Annotated in this window: 12 protein-coding genes; 8 read left to right on the forward strand and 4 right to left on the reverse strand. The window is 41.6% G+C overall.

All coding sequences use genetic code 11. The annotated features are described in order from the left end of the window. Positions 1 to 432 precede the first annotated feature (432 nt). Together IQ246_RS07855 and IQ246_RS07860 are read left to right on the forward strand one after the other, a co-directional pair. The gene (locus tag IQ246_RS07855; RefSeq protein WP_194001722.1) at positions 433 to 1,227 is read left to right on the forward strand and encodes a DUF928 domain-containing protein; all 795 of its coding nucleotides are present in this window, start codon (positions 433 to 435) and stop codon (positions 1,225 to 1,227) included. Positions 1,228 to 1,243: 16 nt separating this feature from the next. Next, a complete protein-coding gene (locus tag IQ246_RS07860; RefSeq protein ID WP_194001724.1) occupies positions 1,244 to 3,952 on the forward strand; it encodes a CHAT domain-containing protein in 2,709 nt (902 codons plus the stop codon). Positions 3,953 to 4,005: 53 nt separating this feature from the next. On the opposite strand, the gene IQ246_RS07865 is transcribed toward IQ246_RS07860, so the two are convergent. After that, on the reverse strand, positions 4,006 to 5,961 hold the full coding sequence (locus tag IQ246_RS07865; protein WP_194001726.1) for a filamentous hemagglutinin N-terminal domain-containing protein: 1,956 nt from the start codon (positions 5,959 to 5,961) through the stop codon (positions 4,006 to 4,008). A 409-nt stretch (positions 5,962 to 6,370) separates the two neighbouring features. On the opposite strand from IQ246_RS07865, the gene IQ246_RS07870 reads away from it, so the two are divergent. The 5 genes from IQ246_RS07870 to IQ246_RS07890 all read left to right on the forward strand — a co-directional run bounded on the left by IQ246_RS07870 (position 6,371) and on the right by IQ246_RS07890 (position 12,588). Then, positions 6,371 to 8,035, forward strand: coding sequence for a DVUA0089 family protein (locus IQ246_RS07870; RefSeq protein ID WP_194001729.1), 1,665 nt, complete (start codon positions 6,371 to 6,373; stop codon positions 8,033 to 8,035). Between the two features lie 359 nt (positions 8,036 to 8,394). Beyond that, on the forward strand, positions 8,395 to 9,477 hold the full coding sequence (locus tag IQ246_RS07875) for an aromatic ring-hydroxylating dioxygenase subunit alpha (RefSeq protein ID WP_194001731.1): 1,083 nt from the start codon (positions 8,395 to 8,397) through the stop codon (positions 9,475 to 9,477). A 104-nt stretch (positions 9,478 to 9,581) separates the two neighbouring features. Continuing rightward, the gene (locus tag IQ246_RS07880) at positions 9,582 to 10,223 is read left to right on the forward strand and encodes a hypothetical protein (protein WP_194001733.1); all 642 of its coding nucleotides are present in this window, start codon (positions 9,582 to 9,584) and stop codon (positions 10,221 to 10,223) included. A gap of 33 nt (positions 10,224 to 10,256) precedes the next feature. Next, positions 10,257 to 11,258 carry an aromatic ring-hydroxylating dioxygenase subunit alpha gene (locus IQ246_RS07885; protein ID WP_194001735.1) on the forward strand — a complete coding sequence of 334 codons (1,002 nt, stop codon included), beginning with the start codon at positions 10,257 to 10,259 and terminating at the stop codon, positions 11,256 to 11,258. 268 nt (positions 11,259 to 11,526) lie between these two features. Next, positions 11,527 to 12,588 carry an L-histidine N(alpha)-methyltransferase gene (locus tag IQ246_RS07890; protein ID WP_194001752.1) on the forward strand — a complete coding sequence of 354 codons (1,062 nt, stop codon included), beginning with the start codon at positions 11,527 to 11,529 and terminating at the stop codon, positions 12,586 to 12,588. A gap of 343 nt (positions 12,589 to 12,931) precedes the next feature. Here IQ246_RS07890 and IQ246_RS07895 read toward each other — a convergent pair whose 3' ends face one another. Continuing rightward, the gene (locus tag IQ246_RS07895) at positions 12,932 to 13,204 is read right to left on the reverse strand and encodes a hypothetical protein (RefSeq protein ID WP_194001736.1); all 273 of its coding nucleotides are present in this window, start codon (positions 13,202 to 13,204) and stop codon (positions 12,932 to 12,934) included. Between the two features lie 205 nt (positions 13,205 to 13,409). On the opposite strand from IQ246_RS07895, the gene IQ246_RS07900 reads away from it, so the two are divergent. Next, positions 13,410 to 14,387: an ROK family protein gene (locus tag IQ246_RS07900; RefSeq protein WP_194001738.1), complete on the forward strand. Its 978-nt coding sequence runs from the start codon at positions 13,410 to 13,412 to the stop codon at positions 14,385 to 14,387. A 242-nt stretch (positions 14,388 to 14,629) separates the two neighbouring features. Here IQ246_RS07900 and IQ246_RS07905 read toward each other — a convergent pair whose 3' ends face one another. Continuing rightward, positions 14,630 to 15,331, reverse strand: a complete 702-nt coding sequence (locus tag IQ246_RS07905) for a DUF305 domain-containing protein (RefSeq protein ID WP_194001740.1) — start codon at positions 15,329 to 15,331, stop codon at positions 14,630 to 14,632. A gap of 135 nt (positions 15,332 to 15,466) precedes the next feature. Continuing rightward, positions 15,467 to 17,659, reverse strand: a complete 2,193-nt coding sequence (locus IQ246_RS07910) for a transglycosylase SLT domain-containing protein (RefSeq protein ID WP_194001742.1) — start codon at positions 17,657 to 17,659, stop codon at positions 15,467 to 15,469. Positions 17,660 to 17,749 lie beyond the last annotated feature (90 nt).

A 17,749-nucleotide genomic window follows, 5' to 3' on the forward strand; every position in this document is an offset into this window, starting at 1 on the left:
AAAAACATCATGCTACGTTGCAAACATTGAAAAAAAATATATAATTTATCATTTCCAGTGGAGTAAAGGATCTCTACAATTCTTTGCTTAGCTCAAAATTATATATATTTGAGCGCAAATTACATCAAGCATTTTATCCAAAAGGGGAAGGGGAAAGAGAAAAAGGTAAAAAGCGAGTTGAATTGTGGACGACCATTATCATACTTTGCCCTTTTTCCTCTTATTTAGAGTCTATATTTACCATAATTTTATAGTTTTATATTGTAGTTAACATTAGTAAATTGCTATGAAAATAGTAAAATACTGCAATGTTTTTCATAGCTACTTATAAAACTTTAGTGTGTTCAGAATTTATTATTACTGCAAGGCTAAAGTTTGTTTCTTCTATGTCATTGACGTTTATATTCCTTTTGCAAAAGGACTATCTTTTCGATGAAACTTACTTGCATTATTCCTTTAGTACTTCTGGGATTGATAAGTTGGCCTTCATTCGTTTCGGCACAAATCGCTCAATCAGCTAACCAACCCCTTGTTAATACGCTTAGCCAATCTAATCGTCCAAAATTTCCAGATAACGGCGCACCTACTGGACGTCGAAAAGGGGGAACAAGCCGTGATAGTTGCTCTCCTTTAAAGACACCGATTACTGCTTTAGTTCCTGGTGAAGAAATTGCAAATGAATCAAAATCTTTTTTGACGTTTACCATTTCTGAATATCCAACTTTTTGGGTATATGTGCCTGAATTAACTACAAAGACTAGTTTTGGGGAATTCTTACTTCAAGATGAAAATGATAAAAATATCTACAAAACATTTCTATTACTACCACAAAAGGCTAGCGTTGTCGGCATTAAATTACCACAAAATTCACAGTACGCTCTCAAAATAAACAAAAAATATCAGTGGTATTTTAAAGTTTTCTGCGGCGATCCCCAGCAAATATCAGAGTATTTTTATGTAAAAGTATGGATACAACGTGTGCCTTTAAATTCTCATCTTGGAAGTCAATTGAAAAGGACACAATCCAGAGAATATGCTATCTATGCTCTTAACCAAATTTGGCAAGATGCTTTAACTAATTTAGCTACTCTGCATCGTGATAATCCCAACTCACGCATTTTTACAGAGGATTGGACACTGTTGTTAAAAAATGTTGGTTTAGCAGAACTTGCAACAGCGCCGATTGTGGAACTTGAGAGTTCCACAATCGGCGCTGTTAATCAATAAAAGTAAAATCATAAGTATGGTGAGAAATTGGTCAGTATTATTGCGATCGCAACAATCTTGTTCAAGATGGTTGACGTTTTTTTTGCTGCTCATCGGAACAGCTATACTGTGCATTTTTAGTTCACCGACTTTAGCAACTCTTTCTCATATCAGCCTAAATGTTCCACAAACTAAGATGCAAAACTCACCTGCTCTAAGTCAACGCTTAGTAGAACAGGGTAAAATTTTCTATGAAGCGGGTCTATTTACTGAAGCACTTAAGGTTTTGGAACAGGCTGCTGTTGGCTTCGACAACACAGGAGATCAACTTAACCAAGCTATAGCGTTAAGCAATCTTGCCTTGATTTATCAGCAGCTTGGCAAACAGACGCAAGCCGAACAAGCAATTAGCCAAAGTCTCAATCTGTTACAGAATTTAGATAGCTTGAAAGACCGTGCTGCAATTATGGCACAAGCTCTAGATGTACAGGGAAAATTACAATTAGCGAAAGGACAGACTGAAGTCGCGTTGTCCACTTGGCAAAAAGCTGCTAAGATTTATCTGCAAATAGGTGATCAAGAGACACTAACTCGTAACCGCATTAACTCTGCTCAAGCGATGCAGACTTTAGGACTTTATCGCCAAGCACAAAAAACTTTAACTGAAGTTCAGAAAACCTTTACTACTCTTCCAGATTCATTACTCAAAGTTGCTGGACTACATAGTCTTGCTAATGTCCTACGAGTTATTGGTGATTTAAATGCATCTCGAACAGTTTTAGAACAGAGTTTAACTTTAGCAAAAAAAATACAATCTCCAACAGCTATAGCTGATAGCTTCCTCAGTTTAGGTAATACAGCCTTTGCTAAAGGAAAAACTCAACAAAGTGTAGGGAATACAGACTTTGCTCGACAAGAATTTCAAGCTGCTTTAAACTTTTATCAGCAAGCTGTTATAAACGCATCAGCGACTACGCGCATTCAAGCACAGCTAAATCAACTTAGCCTACTTCTAGAAATTTTCCACAAAAAAGAAACCGCAGATACGTTAAAACAAGCTTTACTCTTGTGTGACCAAATTTTGTCTGAAATTAATAAACTGGTTCCTAGCCGGAACTCAGTATATACTCGTATTCAATTCGCCTCCATTTTAATTGACTTAACACAGAAAACGAATACACCTATTTTTTCCAATTTAAATATTGCTCAACTCTTATCTACTGCCATACAGCAGGCGCAAAGCCTCAAAGACCAGCAAGCCCAATCTTATGCTCTTGGAACATTGGGTCGGCTGTATGAAAAAAATAAGCAATTAGCTGATGCTCTAGAACTAACGGAAAAAGCCTTATTTATTGCTCAAACTATTGATGCATCAGACATAACATATCAGTGGCAATGGCAGCAAGGACGTTTATTCAAGCAACAAGGAAATATTAAAGCTGCGATCGCGGCATATAATACAGCTTACAAAACTCTAGAATCTCTGCGTGGCGATTTGGTTGGTACCAATCCAGACGTCCAGTTTTCTTTCCGGGAAAGTGTAGAACCTCTGTATCGAGAGTTAGTTGAGTTGCAGTTGCGAGCAGAGAATATACGAGGGGATCAACAAACTAGCCAATACAATCTTAAACAGGCACGTAAAGTTATTGAGTCGCTCCAGCTTGCGGAACTGAATAACTTCTTTCATTCACCTTGTTTAGAACCAATTGTAGAGATTGACAAAGTGGTGGAGCAGGATAAAAAAGCAGCAGTTATCTATCCAGTTATTTTGCCAGACCGTTTCGAGGTTATCCTTACCTTACCTAATCAACAATTACATCACTATAGTACCAACATACCTCAAGAGAAAGTAGAGAGTACTGTTGCTTTACTACGGAAATCTTTAACAGATGTTAGCGCTACTTATGAAGTCAAAGAACAGTCGCAAAAAATATATGACTGGTTAATTCGACCAGCTGAAACTGAATTATCTAATAGTGGCATTACTACTTTAGTTTTCGTACTAGATGGGGAATTAAGAAATATCCCAATGGGGGTTCTTTACAATCCTCAGCAAGATAAATATCTCATGGAAAAATATGCGATCGCTCTAACTCCTGGTTTACAATTATTTAATCCTAAACCTGTGCAAAAAATACAATTAAATGCTTTAATTGCTGGAGTGGGAGAGGCGCGTTCGATAGAAGGGCGAAAATTCTCACCCTTGAAAAATGTAGCACAGGAATTAAAACAAATTCAGGCAGAAATTCCCAAAAGTCAAGAACTCTTAAATCAGAAGTTTATCAATAGCAATCTGCTACATAAGTTGCAAACAGTTCCTTTCTCTGTGGTTCACTTAGCAACTCACGGTGAGTTTAGTTCCGATCCAGAAAAAACTTTTCTTCTCACCTGGGATAAATTACTTAAACTTAAGCAATTTGATACGTTACTGCGAGTTAGTGATAACAAAATGTCTAGCAACATTGAGTTATTGGTCTTGAGTGCTTGCAAAACTGCTCTTGGTGATAAGCGAGCTGCTTTGGGATTAGCTGGCATAGCTGTACGAGCAGGCGCACGCAGTACAATAGCAAGTTTGTGGTCGGTGGATGACCAATCTACTGCTCAACTTATGAGTGAGTTTTATCACGAGTTAAAAACTGGAATCAATAAAGCCCAAGCACTCCAGCTTGCCCAACTTGCTGTATTTGCTAAGGAAAAAAGTCCTTATTTTTGGGCACCTTATGTGCTGTTAGGAAATTGGCTTTAAATCCCGAATTCCCCATGCCCAAAAACTCCATCCCGCAAGTGGCGTGGAGTTTTTCATTGTTGATGAGAAACATGACAGGCAACAGGATTGTGCCATGAAGTACGAATATTAGCAGTGGGTACATTAGCTGTAAGTACCACTTCTCCCTTTTGGTTTGTTACCCAGCCACTCGCTTCCACAATGCGTTCTGGCATAGTGGTAGTTGGTTTGATGGTAACAGATGAACTGTTGCGATCGCTGCTAGGCTTGAGGGATACCCAACCTACTTCCACTGCATCAGGAGTGAGAATATCTTTAGTTGGGTTAGAAGGTAAACCCCCGCGTCCAGTAATGATAAAACTACTTTGAGCATAACCTGGACTATCGCAGACTTGTGCTACTTTAGTCTCTACTTGTATTGTTGGCAATTCAACTAAACCAGTATTGGGGTTAATTGTAGGTGTGTTGAGTTCTATTGTGCCATTTAAAGTTGGGTTTGTTTGCGAAATAGCAGTGATGTCATTTGTGCTTAACTTACGTGGGTTTAAATCTAGGCGACGTAATCTCTTAAGTTCTTGCCGACTTAGGGGGGCAATGCCAAAAATTCCAGCGGTACTAATGGTAATTTTCCCACCACTGCCGCTAAATGCATTAGCAGTAATATCATTATTTTCACCAGCAGCGGCGACGATGAAGCCCGACGGAGCATTGATGATAATGTTTCCACCATTTCCAGGTTTTTGATTTGTGCCCGCGCTAGTAGTAATTTCACTCTCATGCCGCATTAGTAATAAGTCTGCAATGTTAAAATTGATGTTACCGCCATTACCAGAAAGAGCATTTGCTTGAATAGTACCCTGATCGAGATGCACGGAGTTAGCAGTAATACTAATAGTGCCAGCCACACCCCCCTTTCCAGCACCAAAAGTTTCTGCACTAATTCGTGCCCCATCCCGAAGAATTAACTGTCCAGTTTTAATCATGAAGTTGCCTCCAGCACCGCTAACTTTTGGGTAGACTTCAGCGCCCAAATTAGCGGTAATTTCCCTAAATGAGGTTCCGATTCCACTCAGTTCCACCAACTCAGATCCATTCACTAGCAACGTACCCCCCACTTCTGTTCCCAAGGTACTAGCCTCAATCTGAGAACCACTAGTCAAACTAATCCGCCTACCTTGGATTTGGATATCACCGCTACCATTTCCACTTGCATCCACCACCGCCTGTTGAGATAGTTTAATGTCCCGGAAGTTCTGGATTCTGGAATCATAACTTAAGGAAAAACCCTTATTTGTAGGGGTGAGTCTAACTAGACCCTCACCTGCAACGCTACCGAGCTCGATCCGTCCCCCAGCAGTCTTAAGCGTTGCCCCTTCTAAACTGATATCGCCACCCACTAAAGCTAAAGTTTGATTCGGTTGTACTCGGAGAGCATTTTCTGTATCGATCAGTTTGTTTGTTCTCCTAATCCCCTGACCATCTCCTTGTACCATAATCGAACCAGGATTTACACCATACTGCAAACCTATTGGTACATTAATACTTAATAATAGAGGTGCAGACTGAGGATTTATAGCACTAAACTCCAAGTTATCTGGAAACTTCAAGCTACTGCCAGTACTTGCTAAAAACGAGCCACCGATATCTAAACGCGCATTCCGTCCAAAGATAATCCCATTTGGATTAATCAGAAATAAGTTGGCTGTACCATTGGCTCGGATTAATCCATCAATGTTAGATACTGAAGTACCTGTTACTCTGCTAATAATATTTTGAATGTCCCCAATATTATTAAAGGAAGCAGTAGAACTAGTCGGGACAGAGAACTCCTTAAAACTGTGAAACAGGTTGCTACCAGCTTGTGTTCCTCCTGTAATGTTGAAGGTGTTACTATCCTGTGTAACGTTGGAGTTAATAGGTAGAGTGCCATCTGAGCTAATTTGAGCGATCGCACAATTTCCAGACAAAACGCTGACGCCCATTGCGATACTCAACAAAGCACTCCAACGAGTAAAACCCCAAGCGGACATTGCACGCCTCCATCATTAGAAGTACCAAAGTTTAGTTAAACACGAATCAAGTTACTAGCCATCTATTACTTAACAACAAGATTGTGAAGTTTTGTAAAAAGTATAGATTATGACGAAAAAATTTTTTTTTGGACAGATATCACAATAGAGGCAATAAAGCTAACAGCTAGAGTTTGTCAAAAATTCGCCAAAGCGTTAGCTCAGTGCTATTAATAACAGCGCTCAGATAAGTGCCTTTGTTCCAACATCAGCTTATGGCTTAGCTTGGTTAACACTATTATCAACAATCTAGACAATCTGAAATACTCGCGCGTTCAGTGCCAAAAGTTCGTCTCAGAGGCTTCCCAGATTGTCTAGATCTACTATTGACCTTTCACATTATTATCTTTGAGTTAAAAGGAAAAATCAGATGGCTATAACCTCGATACCAGTCACAACAAATGTACTCCCAGATCTGAATGCTAACGTCAAAGCAAATGACATCCCAAAGAGCTTAGTTACAAATGTGAAAAATGATCTGCTGGAATCTGACATCGTTCCAACTAAAACAGCTCGAAAATTGGAAACCGCTATCTTGGAGTCAGGGCCCCGGAAGGGAGCTGGTCGAATTGTTGGTACACCTGAGGACGATTTCCTGGCAGGCACTGTTGATAGTGATCAAATTTTTGGCAATGCTGGCAACGATATTATCATATCTCTGGGCGGTGACGACCAAATCTTTGGTGACAATGGAGCTGACTTAATAGTTAGTGGAGATGGAAGCGACAACATTGAGGCCGGGAGCGGTGACGACCAAGTATTTGGTGATGCTGGGAATGACGTTATTAATGGCGGCGATGGCGTTGACGTCATCAATGGGGGTGACGGCAATGACCGCATCATTGGTGGCAATGGGGGTGACCGAATCTTCGGTGATGCTGGCAATGACAATATCAATGGTAATGCTGGAAATGACAACATCAATGGTGGAGATGGCGCAGACATAATTTATGGTGATGCTGGCAATGATCGAGTTTTTGGGGGTTCTGGAGACGACGATGTATTTGGTAACGCCGGTAACGACTCGCTCAACGGTGATGCAGGAGATGATCTTGTTGAGGGCGGGGCTGGTAACGATACAATTTTTGGTGGAACTGGATTTGGAGATGACACCCTTAGTGGTGGAGATGGCATAGATTTATTAATTGGTGGAGCCGGTAACGACTACCTCTCTGGTGGTAAGGGAAATGATCGGCTCATTGGCACTGAACCCTTCGCCTCAGGATTTGGATTCGATAGTGGCGAAAGTGATACCTTAACCGGTGGCGCAGGCAGTGATACCTTTGTCCTCGGAGCCGGAACTCAGATTTTTTATCGTAATGGTGGTCAGAGCGACTTTGCACTTATCACTGACTTTAATATTAATCAGGATCTGATTGAACTACCACTAGCAACTAAGCCTAGTAACAATTTCACTGAGATCGGTGATGCTGGACAGTTTACCTTTGATGCTAAAGTGATTCCAAACGGTTCACAGCAGCTTAATTCTATCAGTGGAAAACTCTCTGATGCGAATGATGTTGACCTGTATCAAATCACTATAGCTGATGGAGCAACGTTTTCTGCTACAACAGTAAATACTGGTACTACAATTGATACGCAGTTGTTCCTATTTGACTCCAATGGTCTTGGGGTGTTTGGAAATGATCAAGCTGGCTTCACTTCTCAATCCACATTGCCAACAGGATTAGGATTACAAGCTGGAACCTACTTTCTGGCTATCTCTAGTTTCAATAATGATCCCGTTAGTAATGGAGGTCTGATTTTTCCTGACTCTCCATTCGATCAAGTTGTTGGCCCAACTGAGGTTGGCGGTAATTTACCTCTTAACGGTTTCACATTCGGAGGTGGTGATTTCTCAAATGGGGACTACAAAATTAACCTAACTGGGGTTCAGTCTACTCCTCTGTTGAGCTTGGGTGCTTCTCCTACTGGTCTTCCTCCAGGAACAGCAATATCTTTTCAAGATGACGTCATTGCGATTGTTCAAGGAGTTTCAATTTCAGATTTTAGTAGTGGCTTTGCTTTTGTTTAATTATCTCAAAAGACTGACAGTCCATCTTTAAAAAGGATACTGCCAAAAACTGATACTGCTATTGTCTATATATCGTGAGTGTTTCAATATGCAGTTAAAGGCGTTTTTGATTGACTTGAGAAAAGCTGGTTAGTCAAAAATGCCTTTTACCTAAATAGGACTTACGCAACTGGCATACAAGGCTTCTGGTATAAGAGTCAAGAGTCAAGGTTTTTTGGACTTTTGACCTTTGACTCTGGACAACCTCTGGCGTTAAAAATATGACACTTGCGTAAGTCCTGCTAAATAGTAAACAAGCTAGCTGCTTTCAATTGTCTATTTGAGATTGCTTTCATTGGTTTAAATGTAGAAGGAAAAGCATGTTAAAAAACTTCTGGTACGCTTGTGAATTAAGCTCAGCTATTACAAGTAAGCCCAAGCGTGTAACTATGCTAAACCAAGAATTTGTCTTGTACCGCAACTCTCAAAAAGAGGTAGTTGCTCTCAATGATGTATGTCCTCATCGCGGTGCAGCTCTATCTAATGGCTGGGTGGAGGACGACTGTATCCGCTGCCCTTATCATGGTTGGAAATATCAAGCGGACGGTACTTGTATTAAAATTCCTGCCAATCAGCCTGGTGTGCCTATCCCTAAGAGAGCACGCATAGATACTTACCCAGTTCAAGAAAAATACGGTTTTGTCTGGCTGTTTTGGGGAGATATCCCTGAGAAAGAACGTCCCCCCCTTCCATCACTTCCCGAATTTGGTGCTCCTGGTTGGCGTGCTGTTTATGGTCAATTGCATTGGAATACTCACTACACTCGCGTATTAGAAAACGCCATTGATATCTCTCATGTCCCCTTTATTCATGTTAATTCTATCGGCAGTGGCATTGCAGATCAGCCAAGGATTGAAGAGTACGATGTCAGTATAGGAGAGTGGAGTGGGAGTGCTACTGTCACAGCAAGTCAGTCCAACAAAACTAAAGGCTTCTGGAAAACTATTCTTAGCAAACAAGGCTCACGTCCCCTGAGCGTAACCCTCTCTTTTTACATGCCTAACATTAGTCGGCTGGAATTTGGCTTTTCTATCGGTCATTTTAGAATAATTCTCTTTATTATTCACGTACCGATTGACGATCGCACAACCATGAGCAAGTGGATCGTTCTCCGCAACTTTATCACTGTACCCTTGGCTGATGGGGATGCGCGTAAACGGGCTTTAAAGACCATGCTGGAAGATAAGCCAATAATTGAGTCCCAAAACCCCAAAATCATACCCAATGATTTGACTAGCGAACTTCACGCACCCTCTGATAACTTATCGATTGCTTATCGGAAACTACGCAAAAAATGCCTGGACATGGGGTGGGGAATGGAATCTCATCTGAGCCAATCAGACTACACAAATAGTCATGTAGCGGAACCTTCCCAGGATTTAGCGATCGCAAAAGTTTTTTAGTCTAAAAAAGCCAGCATCAGTTATTGTTTGGCAAAACAAACTTTGAGCTATAAACCACTCTTCAAGAATTGAGTCTAAGAAAATTAGCACTTTGTGAAAGAATTATGGCGGCTTTCTTATATCCAATTTATACAGTAGCTACTTTAGGGTTAGCGTTGTGGGGAGTTAGCTTATTTCAACAATCACACCAAATAAGCACAATTCTGCTGATTATCGTGCTAGTTGGAATGACCTATGACAACCTGATTGTTTCCGCAGGTCGCCTGATTGATGAAGGGGCTTTGCTGAAATTTCTTAACCGCTTGCGCTTTTTATTCCATAATTTATTTGTACCACTGTTAATAGTAGTCGCTGTCAAACTAGCTTGTAATGCAGGCGTGGTCTGGGCAAGCAACCCGATTGTGTGCAAAGGCTGTTGGGCGATCGCTACCGGGATGGTTGCATTTGGGTTAGTGAGTGACTTTAGACAACTGGAACTGACACCAACAACTTTTGCTGGCACCTTACGCTACAAACCTAAAAGTTGTGGAGCACCGATTCTGACCATTTTGACGGCCTTATTAGTAGCTGTAGCAGGATTTTATATCTGGCAGGAAACACAATGGCTGTGGATGTTCGTCGGAACCCTGATCATGCTCTTTGGTAATGCTTTGCCTGGACGCATTTTTGGCCCTCTCGTCGGTTCGGCAGTTGATTGCATATTTATCGTGGGGCTATTGGCAACAGAGCTAATAATAATGCATTGATCTCACATCCATTGATTACATCAGGAGGAAAAAATGTTAAAAAACTTCTGGTACGCGTGTGAATTTAGTTCCGCTATTACAAGCAAGCCCAAGCGAGTTTCTTTATTGAATCAGGAGTTTGTCCTGTATCGCAACTCTAAAGCAGAGGTAGTTGCTCTCGACGATGTATGCCCCCATCGCGGCGCTGCTCTATCCAATGGCTGGGTGGAAGATGATTGTATTCGTTGTCCCTACCACGGTTGGAAATATCAAACGGATGGGACTTGTATTCAAATTCCCGCTAATCAGCCTGGTGTCCCTATCCCCAAGAGAGCTCACACAAACGTTTACCCAGTTCAGGAAAAATACGGTTTTATCTGGCTGTTTTGGGGAAATCTTCCTGAAAATGAACGTCCTGCCCTACCATCATTTCCTGAAGTCAAAAATCCAGCTTTGCGACCTATCCAATTTGAGTTTAAATGGAATGCTCACTACACTCGTTTAGTAGAAAACTCAATTGACCCCGCTCATTCAGCCTTTGTTCATGCTAATTCCTTTGGTAGTGGTATGGCCCAAGAACCGGAGCTTCCGAGCTACGAAATCCGTTTGGAAGAGTGGGGCGCTACTAGCTTGATCAATCTTAAGCAGCACAAGCCCAAAGGCTTTTTTTGGAGCTATACTCATCGCAAAGATTGTCCAGAGATCAAGACAATACGTACTTTCTACATGCCCAACATTATTTACAGTGATTTCGCAAGGTTTATCACTTTTGTTGCCCATGTTCCCGTTGATGATAACACCACCCTTTCTAAATTCATCCAGTTTCGTAGTTTTTTAACCCAGCCTTGGGCAGATAGCATTTTCCGCAAGTATAGTTTGAAGATCAACCAAGAGGATAAGCTAATAGTCGAATCTCAATACCCCCAAGTAGTACCCGACGATTTGACGGCGGAAATTCATACCCCCTCTGATGCTTTATCTCTTGCCTATCGCAAACTACGCAAGAAATGCCTAGACATGGGTTATCATCCTGCTAGAGAAAAAATAACGCATTGATCACAGAACCACATCTGTTGTAGGGGCAATTCATGAATTGCCTCTACTTGCATGGTCGAAAATAGCTGTAAGGAAAAATAAAGCGGTTGTCTTTAACGCTACTTAGAGGATAAAGCTCAAAAATTAAGAGCGATCGCAAACAAAAAAGCGAACTGACCACCTGGCATGATTTATCATGACAAAGCGCCAGATTCAGCACACCCTGAAACTCCAGGAACTAAACCTGTTTGCAGACATTAAATACCTCAGACAACCAAGAACAAGAGCAATGGCTAAAAACTTTCATAGTAATTCACAACTTCCCTCAGATATATCAACTCCTATCGGTCGTACAGCAAAGCCAGGTTCTGAGTTCTACTCTATTTTTTGTGAACAAGAAGTTTTAGGGATAATTCATGCATTAGAAGTTAGACGAGAAATCCCTCTAAAGTATTCTTATAAAGGTAGAGGTGCAAAAATTTGGGATAATTTTTATCTAAAATATATTATTCCTAAATGGTATCGAACATCAAGTGTGGAAATTGACCTTTTAAAAAAGAACTTTGAATATATTAATGGCAATATACAAAACTGTAAAAAAGTAAATATTATAGATGTAGGCTCAGGGAATTCATATCCAGTCAAAAATTTTATCTCTAGACTTAATCAATTGAGTAAAATTAATCAATATATTGCGTTAGATATCAGCGCAGAGTTACTTAGTTTATCCAGAAAAAATTTTAAGAAATGGTTTCCATTAATCGATTTTGATAGCTACACAATTGATATAGAAAATAGTTGTCTCCCCAAAAAGTTGTTAAAAAACCAAGCAAACCCTCAAAATAACGATATAGCAAATATAATTTTGCACTTAGGTGTGACAATTGGTAATCATCAAAATAGAAGTCAAGTACTCCAAAACTTTCGAGACAGCATGAGGAAGAATGATTTTTTGGTATTTACTAACGAAACTGGTTCTAATTCCAAATGGGATGGCAGCGTTAGAGGTGGCTGCAAATATCATGCAGAGGAAATATATGGATGGATTAAAAACAAGATTGGGATTAAATCTGAAGATTGTGAACTTGTGAGAAAGTATGATTTAGAAACAGACAGCATAGTTGCCAATATGAAACTCCATCATAATTACACTATAAATTTTAGTGGGATGGGAATAAATAAGAATATTGAACTTTTCAAAGGTGAAGAGATTACTATTTGGAGACATCATAAATATGAAATACCTGAACTTTTGCAAGAAATAGAACGAGCTGGATTACAACTAGTTCACTATAGTATTGACAAGTACTCATCACGGATTATGGTGATTTGTGAAGTTGCTAGGAACTAATTCAGTTACATTGCCTCCTACTATCAGTTTTGTTCAGCAGTTTCGCGCTCCTGACTAGTCTAAACTCCACGGGAGCATCCCGTTTTGGCGAATCGCCCTGCGCTAAGGCGCACGCTACGCGAACAGACTATAAGTCTGGGGCTACACAAACTAAACCCACCTTTCCTTGCGGAACGCTACGCGAACGTGGGTTTCAAAGAGTCCGCGAAGGCGGACTTCTCTGCAAGACGCTATTCGCGAACGTTGGTATAGCCGCGATTTCCAATCGCCAGGTATTTCTTCCAAAAGTGGATGCTCCCAAACTCCACTAAGGCGTCACAATGCCAAATAGCTGCGATCGCAATTAGGATTTTTCCTCAATCAATAATCCATTTACGTAAACTTTCTTTGAATTGTCTATGCTATTAATCCTCTTATCCTTGTATGAGCCTCCACCTTCAGTGGTCTTGCTTACATTATTTATGCCTTCTTTAAGAGTTATTATCTGAGCGTCAGGATAAGCCATACAAGATTGGCAATAACCTCCTAATACAGTCTCCATTTGCACTGGAGTTATTTCATGCATAAATAGCTGTACATTAGGAAAATGAAAGTTGAAATCTATTATTTTAGTCATTGTTTTAGTTTTCTATATTAAAGGCAAAGCAAACATATCTAAATGCTAGATTTCTTTAACTCTAAAAATTTCGAGTGGATTTGATTGTTCATAATTCATGAGTTACTAAATAATATAATGTTCTCTAGTGTTGAATTTATTTTAAATTGAAACATCTTTCTTGAGAAAGAAACCCGCAAATGGTATGGGAGGAATGTAAAAAACCATGACATTAATTTTAGCTCTCGATTTTGGTGGAACTAAACTAGCAGCGGCGGTAGTAAATGTTGATTCTAGAAAGTGGTTGGGTTATGAACGTCGTCTGTCGCCAGCAAAAGCAGATGCTAGTACTGATTTAGAAATTATGCGATCGCTTATTTACTCTGTGCTGCAAGGAACCAAACCAGATGCGATCGGTGTCAGCTTTGGGGGGCCAGTAGATGCTTCTACAGGAACGGTACGACTATCTCATCATGTTGTTGGATGGGAAAATATTCCTCTCAAACACTTATTGGAGGATGAATTTGGTGTTCCAGTTGGTGTAGATAACGATGCTAATGTGGCTGCTTTAGGCGAACATCGCTTTGGTGCAGGTCAAGGATACGATAGTCTGTTTTACATCACAGTCAGCACAGGTGTGGGTGGTGGTTGGATACTCAACGGTAAACCTTGGCGGGGTGCAGGTGGGATGGCTGGTGAAATTGGACATATAGTTGTAGATCCCGTTGGCCCAGTATGTTTGTGTGGTAAGCGAGGATGTGTAGAACGTTTGGCGTCAGGGCCCTATATAGCACAAAATGCTAGGGAAATTTTGGAAACCGAACCGCACAGACGCGGAGGACTCAGAGATGGAGAGGTTTTAAGGGGCTTGGTGGGGGGTAATTTAACGTTGCTGACGGGACAGTTGGTAGCTGAAGCTGCGACGGCTGGGGATGATTTAGCGAAGGAAGTTTTGCACAAGGCTGCTTGGGCACTGGGTGTGGGTATTGGCAATGTGGCGAATTTGATGAATCCGCAGCGCTTTGTGTTGGGAGGCGGTGTGACGAAGGCGGGGAAGGATTTTTGGCAAGTGGTGCGTCAGGTGGCGCAAGAGACGGCTTTACCAGAAGTTGATTTTGAGATTGTCTCGGCGATTCTGGGGGATGATGCACCATTGTGGGGCGGTGTAGCGATCGCTTCAGGGATTTTGAAAATAGTGGGATAGGTTCCAGTTTTAATGAATTTGAGAAGGAGAACGCATATATCCCTTCAAACGACCGATTTTTTGATATCCAGAATTCTCAATTGCGTTGGTAAACTTTGCACCCATTTGTAAGTAGATTAGGACTTACGCACACTCTACGAATTCTCCGCGTTCTTCTCTACGAGACGCTGCGCGTTGGCGGTTCGATAAATTAAGCTTTTTGGCAACTTTGGCGTAAGTCCTGTAGATATTAAAACTTGAGGCTACTTGTTATACCAAGCTTTACGCCACTGTTTCATTTGGTTAATTTCTGCATTTTGGGCTTTGATAATTTCTTGAGCCAAGTTTTTAATTTCAGGACGCTGAGACTTTTGCAAAGCATCTTTCGCCATAACTACAGCTGCTTCATGGTGAGGAATCATTGCGTTGATAAAGCGTAGGTCAAATTCTGCATCAGCTGCACCCAAGTCTATGTTCATCATCATGGCTTGCATTTGCTCTGGTGACATCTCCATCGCATGACCCATTTTGGCATCATAAGCCATTGGTTTATCTCCCGCTTTGGGATACCAGGCTGTACGCCACTGTTTCATCTGCGTAATTTCTTGGTTTTGTGCTTTGATAATTTCGCCTGCTAGCTTTTTGATTTCAGGGCGTTTCGATTTCTGCTGTGCAACATTCGCCATTACCGCTGCTCCCTGATGATGCGGAGTCATCGCATCAATAAAGCGCAAATCATAGTTAGCATCGGCTGGGCCTAAATTCATTGCCATGCTGTGATTCATCATCCCACTACCATGATTCATAGTTTGTTTGTCACTAGTATCGGTGGCGCTGGTAGTATTTGGTGCTTGGCTTTGGTTTTGGGAAGTAGTTGTAGAACAGGCTGTCAACACGCTGCTGGATAAAGAGGCCGCTACCAAAGCAAATGTCAAAAAGCTGTTTCTCAGAGTAGGGAGTTGCATAAGGATGATCTAAGGTAATTTCCTAATTCCATGTATCGAACTGAGCGATCACGGTAATAACGCCCAGGATGAGGGCTTTGTACCCCTAGTTAGTGAGCAAGAGAGAGAAGGGCCCCACTCCCCCACTCCCCCACATCACTGCGTTGGCAATTTCGGGTGCTGAACCGAGTACTTTGCTACTATGCGGGAAATCTCAGGGTTGTAAAGTCTGAGATAATTCCAGTAATTACCGAATACTTGACGCACGTAATTTTTGGTTTCATCAAAGGGTATTTCTTCGACAAATTCATCTGGATCTTCTTTATTGAGATTTTGTAGCCACTTGGAGACGTTTCCGGGCCCTGCATTGTAACTGGCGATCGCCAACAGGGAGTTATTGTTATATTGCTGATGGGTATGATCCAAATACCAAGTACCCAGCATGACGTTATCGTTAGGATTTTCTAAGTCAATTGTTTTGCTGTCTAACTTGATTTGCGGAGCTATCCATTTAGCCGTATCCGGCATGATCTGCATTAAGCCAGTAGCACCAGCAATAGATTTGATTTTAGGCTGAAACCGTGATTCTTGACGCATGAGGGCAGTAACTAGCAAGGGATTGAGTTGGCGCTCATTAGACCACTTTTCAATCTGCTGGAGATAGGGAAATGGATAACGAGCTTGCCAGTAAGTGATCTGTTTGCTCAAAGCTTGATATTGGGCTTGTTCTTGGGGTGTATCCCGGTCTTCCAGTTTGGATATTTTGTCAATTCCTGATTGATTTTCTCCCCTTGCTAGCTGCATCAACCCTTCAGTAAATTGCTCTGCTACTGTTGGCTGCATTTTGTTTTTAAACTCTGTTTGCCATTGCAACCAAGCATCGCGGTCTTGGCCTAGCAAATACAGTTCTTTAAAAGTCTCAGAACCAGCAGTAGGTACTGGACGCTGGGGTGTGATTACTTCCGGGTTCATTTGGCGAACGTCGTTAAAATTGCCGACATTCAGCCCCAAAATAGCCGCAGATCGCCATGCATAATAAGAGTAGGGAAACTCACTAATCACGTACTCATAAGCGGTTTGAGCCTCTTGCTGTTTCCCTAGTGCAGTTGCCCATTTACCCACCCAAAAGCCTGCTCTGGGAGCCAAAATACTGTCGGGGTTGTTGGTGGTAATTGGTTCTGCCCATTGCCATGCAGCCGTGTAATTTTTGGCTTTGGCTTGCTCTTGGGCTATTTTCCAACGGTATTCTGCCGCTTCTTCAGAATTTCCGTACTTAGCTAGGAGTAATTCCCAAGCTGCTTTCGCTGACTTTTGATCCTTGAGAGCCTGATGTATTTTGGCTTTTTGTACCAATGCAGTTCCGGCTTGTTCAGGAAATTGACTAATTGTCTGATCGAGATAAGGTAGGGCGTCTTTACGTGTTTTTGCCATTTCTGCTAAGCGCAGTAGGGCTGTCCCAGTTTCTTTGGCTTTTGGAAATTGCTGCACCAATAGTTTATAGGTGCCGATGGCAATTTCTTGATCTTTGCCTCCTACCTGTAACCCCCGTGCAGTACGGTAGAGGTTGCGGGCTGTTTTGGGTGCTCTAGCGTAAGCAGTCGCCGCTTTGCGAAATTGATTGTTTTCCCAATAGCCTGTACCAATAATTTCCCAGTCTTCGGGTTTGAGGGTAGGCTGTTTGACCAGCTGATCCAACACGCCCACTATACCTGGTTGATCATAGGCAGATGTTGCCAAAATTAACTGTAATTTTGGCTGATTGGGATTATCTTGCAACCGCTTACGGATAATCTCCCAGGTGAGAGGATTAGACGGAAATTGCGCGATCGCCTGCTCCTGTTGCTTTGGTTGAGCAATCAGATATAGGGCTTTAACTGCGGCTGGTTCTTTGGGATAGCGTTTGAGCACTTGTTGTCTGAGATCTGAGGCTTTGCCATCTTCACCCAGCATGTCTTGTGCTTGAGCCTGTTTGAGCAAAATGTAGGGCGCTAGGAGGGAATAGTCTTTTTCCAGACCTTCCAGTAAACTTAGCGCTTTTTTTGCTTGTGTTCTTTCAATGTAATCACTCGCCAAAAGATAACGAGCACGTTCTCGGTCTGGCGATCGCGATTGGGCGATCGTTGCCAGTTTGGCTGCCCGTTCTGGCAGGGATTGTGATATCAGTGGAAATACGGCCGATTCGGCTTTGTTTGCCTCAGATATCTGCTCAGACTGGTTTTTACCAATTTTGAGCCATTGCCCCAAGGATCTGCCAATCCCAGGTGCTGATACCATCGCCCCAGCTAAAAAGGCAAACAGTGCCGCACCAGCGATTATAGAAATTTGCTTTTTCTGTAGTTTCTTCAGCATTGATACCCGCTGAAAAGTTCCGATCAATTTCCTGAAACTCTAGCACTCCTGGCCGTCAGTGTTATAAATTTTTAATTTTCGATTTTTAAT

It is taken from the genome of aff. Roholtiella sp. LEGE 12411 (assembly GCF_015206995.1).
Taxonomy (GTDB): domain Bacteria; phylum Cyanobacteriota; class Cyanobacteriia; order Cyanobacteriales; family Nostocaceae; genus Komarekiella.

What these genes read in the sequence shown, in the direction of transcription:
- IQ246_RS07855 (WP_194001722.1), top strand. Translation starts at nt 433, where the DNA reads ATGAAACTTACTTGCATTATTCCTTTAGTACTTCTGGGATTGATAAGT.
- IQ246_RS07860 (WP_194001724.1), top strand. Translation starts at nt 1,244, where the DNA reads ATGGTGAGAAATTGGTCAGTATTATTGCGATCGCAACAATCTTGTTCA.
- IQ246_RS07865 (WP_194001726.1), bottom strand. Translation starts at nt 5,961, where the DNA reads ATGTCCGCTTGGGGTTTTACTCGTTGGAGTGCTTTGTTGAGTATCGCA.
- IQ246_RS07870 (WP_194001729.1), top strand. Translation starts at nt 6,371, where the DNA reads ATGGCTATAACCTCGATACCAGTCACAACAAATGTACTCCCAGATCTG.
- IQ246_RS07875 (WP_194001731.1), top strand. Translation starts at nt 8,395, where the DNA reads ATGTTAAAAAACTTCTGGTACGCTTGTGAATTAAGCTCAGCTATTACA.
- IQ246_RS07880 (WP_194001733.1), top strand. Translation starts at nt 9,582, where the DNA reads ATGGCGGCTTTCTTATATCCAATTTATACAGTAGCTACTTTAGGGTTA.
- IQ246_RS07885 (WP_194001735.1), top strand. Translation starts at nt 10,257, where the DNA reads ATGTTAAAAAACTTCTGGTACGCGTGTGAATTTAGTTCCGCTATTACA.
- IQ246_RS07890 (WP_194001752.1), top strand. Translation starts at nt 11,527, where the DNA reads ATGGCTAAAAACTTTCATAGTAATTCACAACTTCCCTCAGATATATCA.
- IQ246_RS07895 (WP_194001736.1), bottom strand. Translation starts at nt 13,204, where the DNA reads ATGACTAAAATAATAGATTTCAACTTTCATTTTCCTAATGTACAGCTA.
- IQ246_RS07900 (WP_194001738.1), top strand. Translation starts at nt 13,410, where the DNA reads ATGACATTAATTTTAGCTCTCGATTTTGGTGGAACTAAACTAGCAGCG.
- IQ246_RS07905 (WP_194001740.1), bottom strand. Translation starts at nt 15,331, where the DNA reads ATGCAACTCCCTACTCTGAGAAACAGCTTTTTGACATTTGCTTTGGTA.
- IQ246_RS07910 (WP_194001742.1), bottom strand. Translation starts at nt 17,659, where the DNA reads ATGCTGAAGAAACTACAGAAAAAGCAAATTTCTATAATCGCTGGTGCG.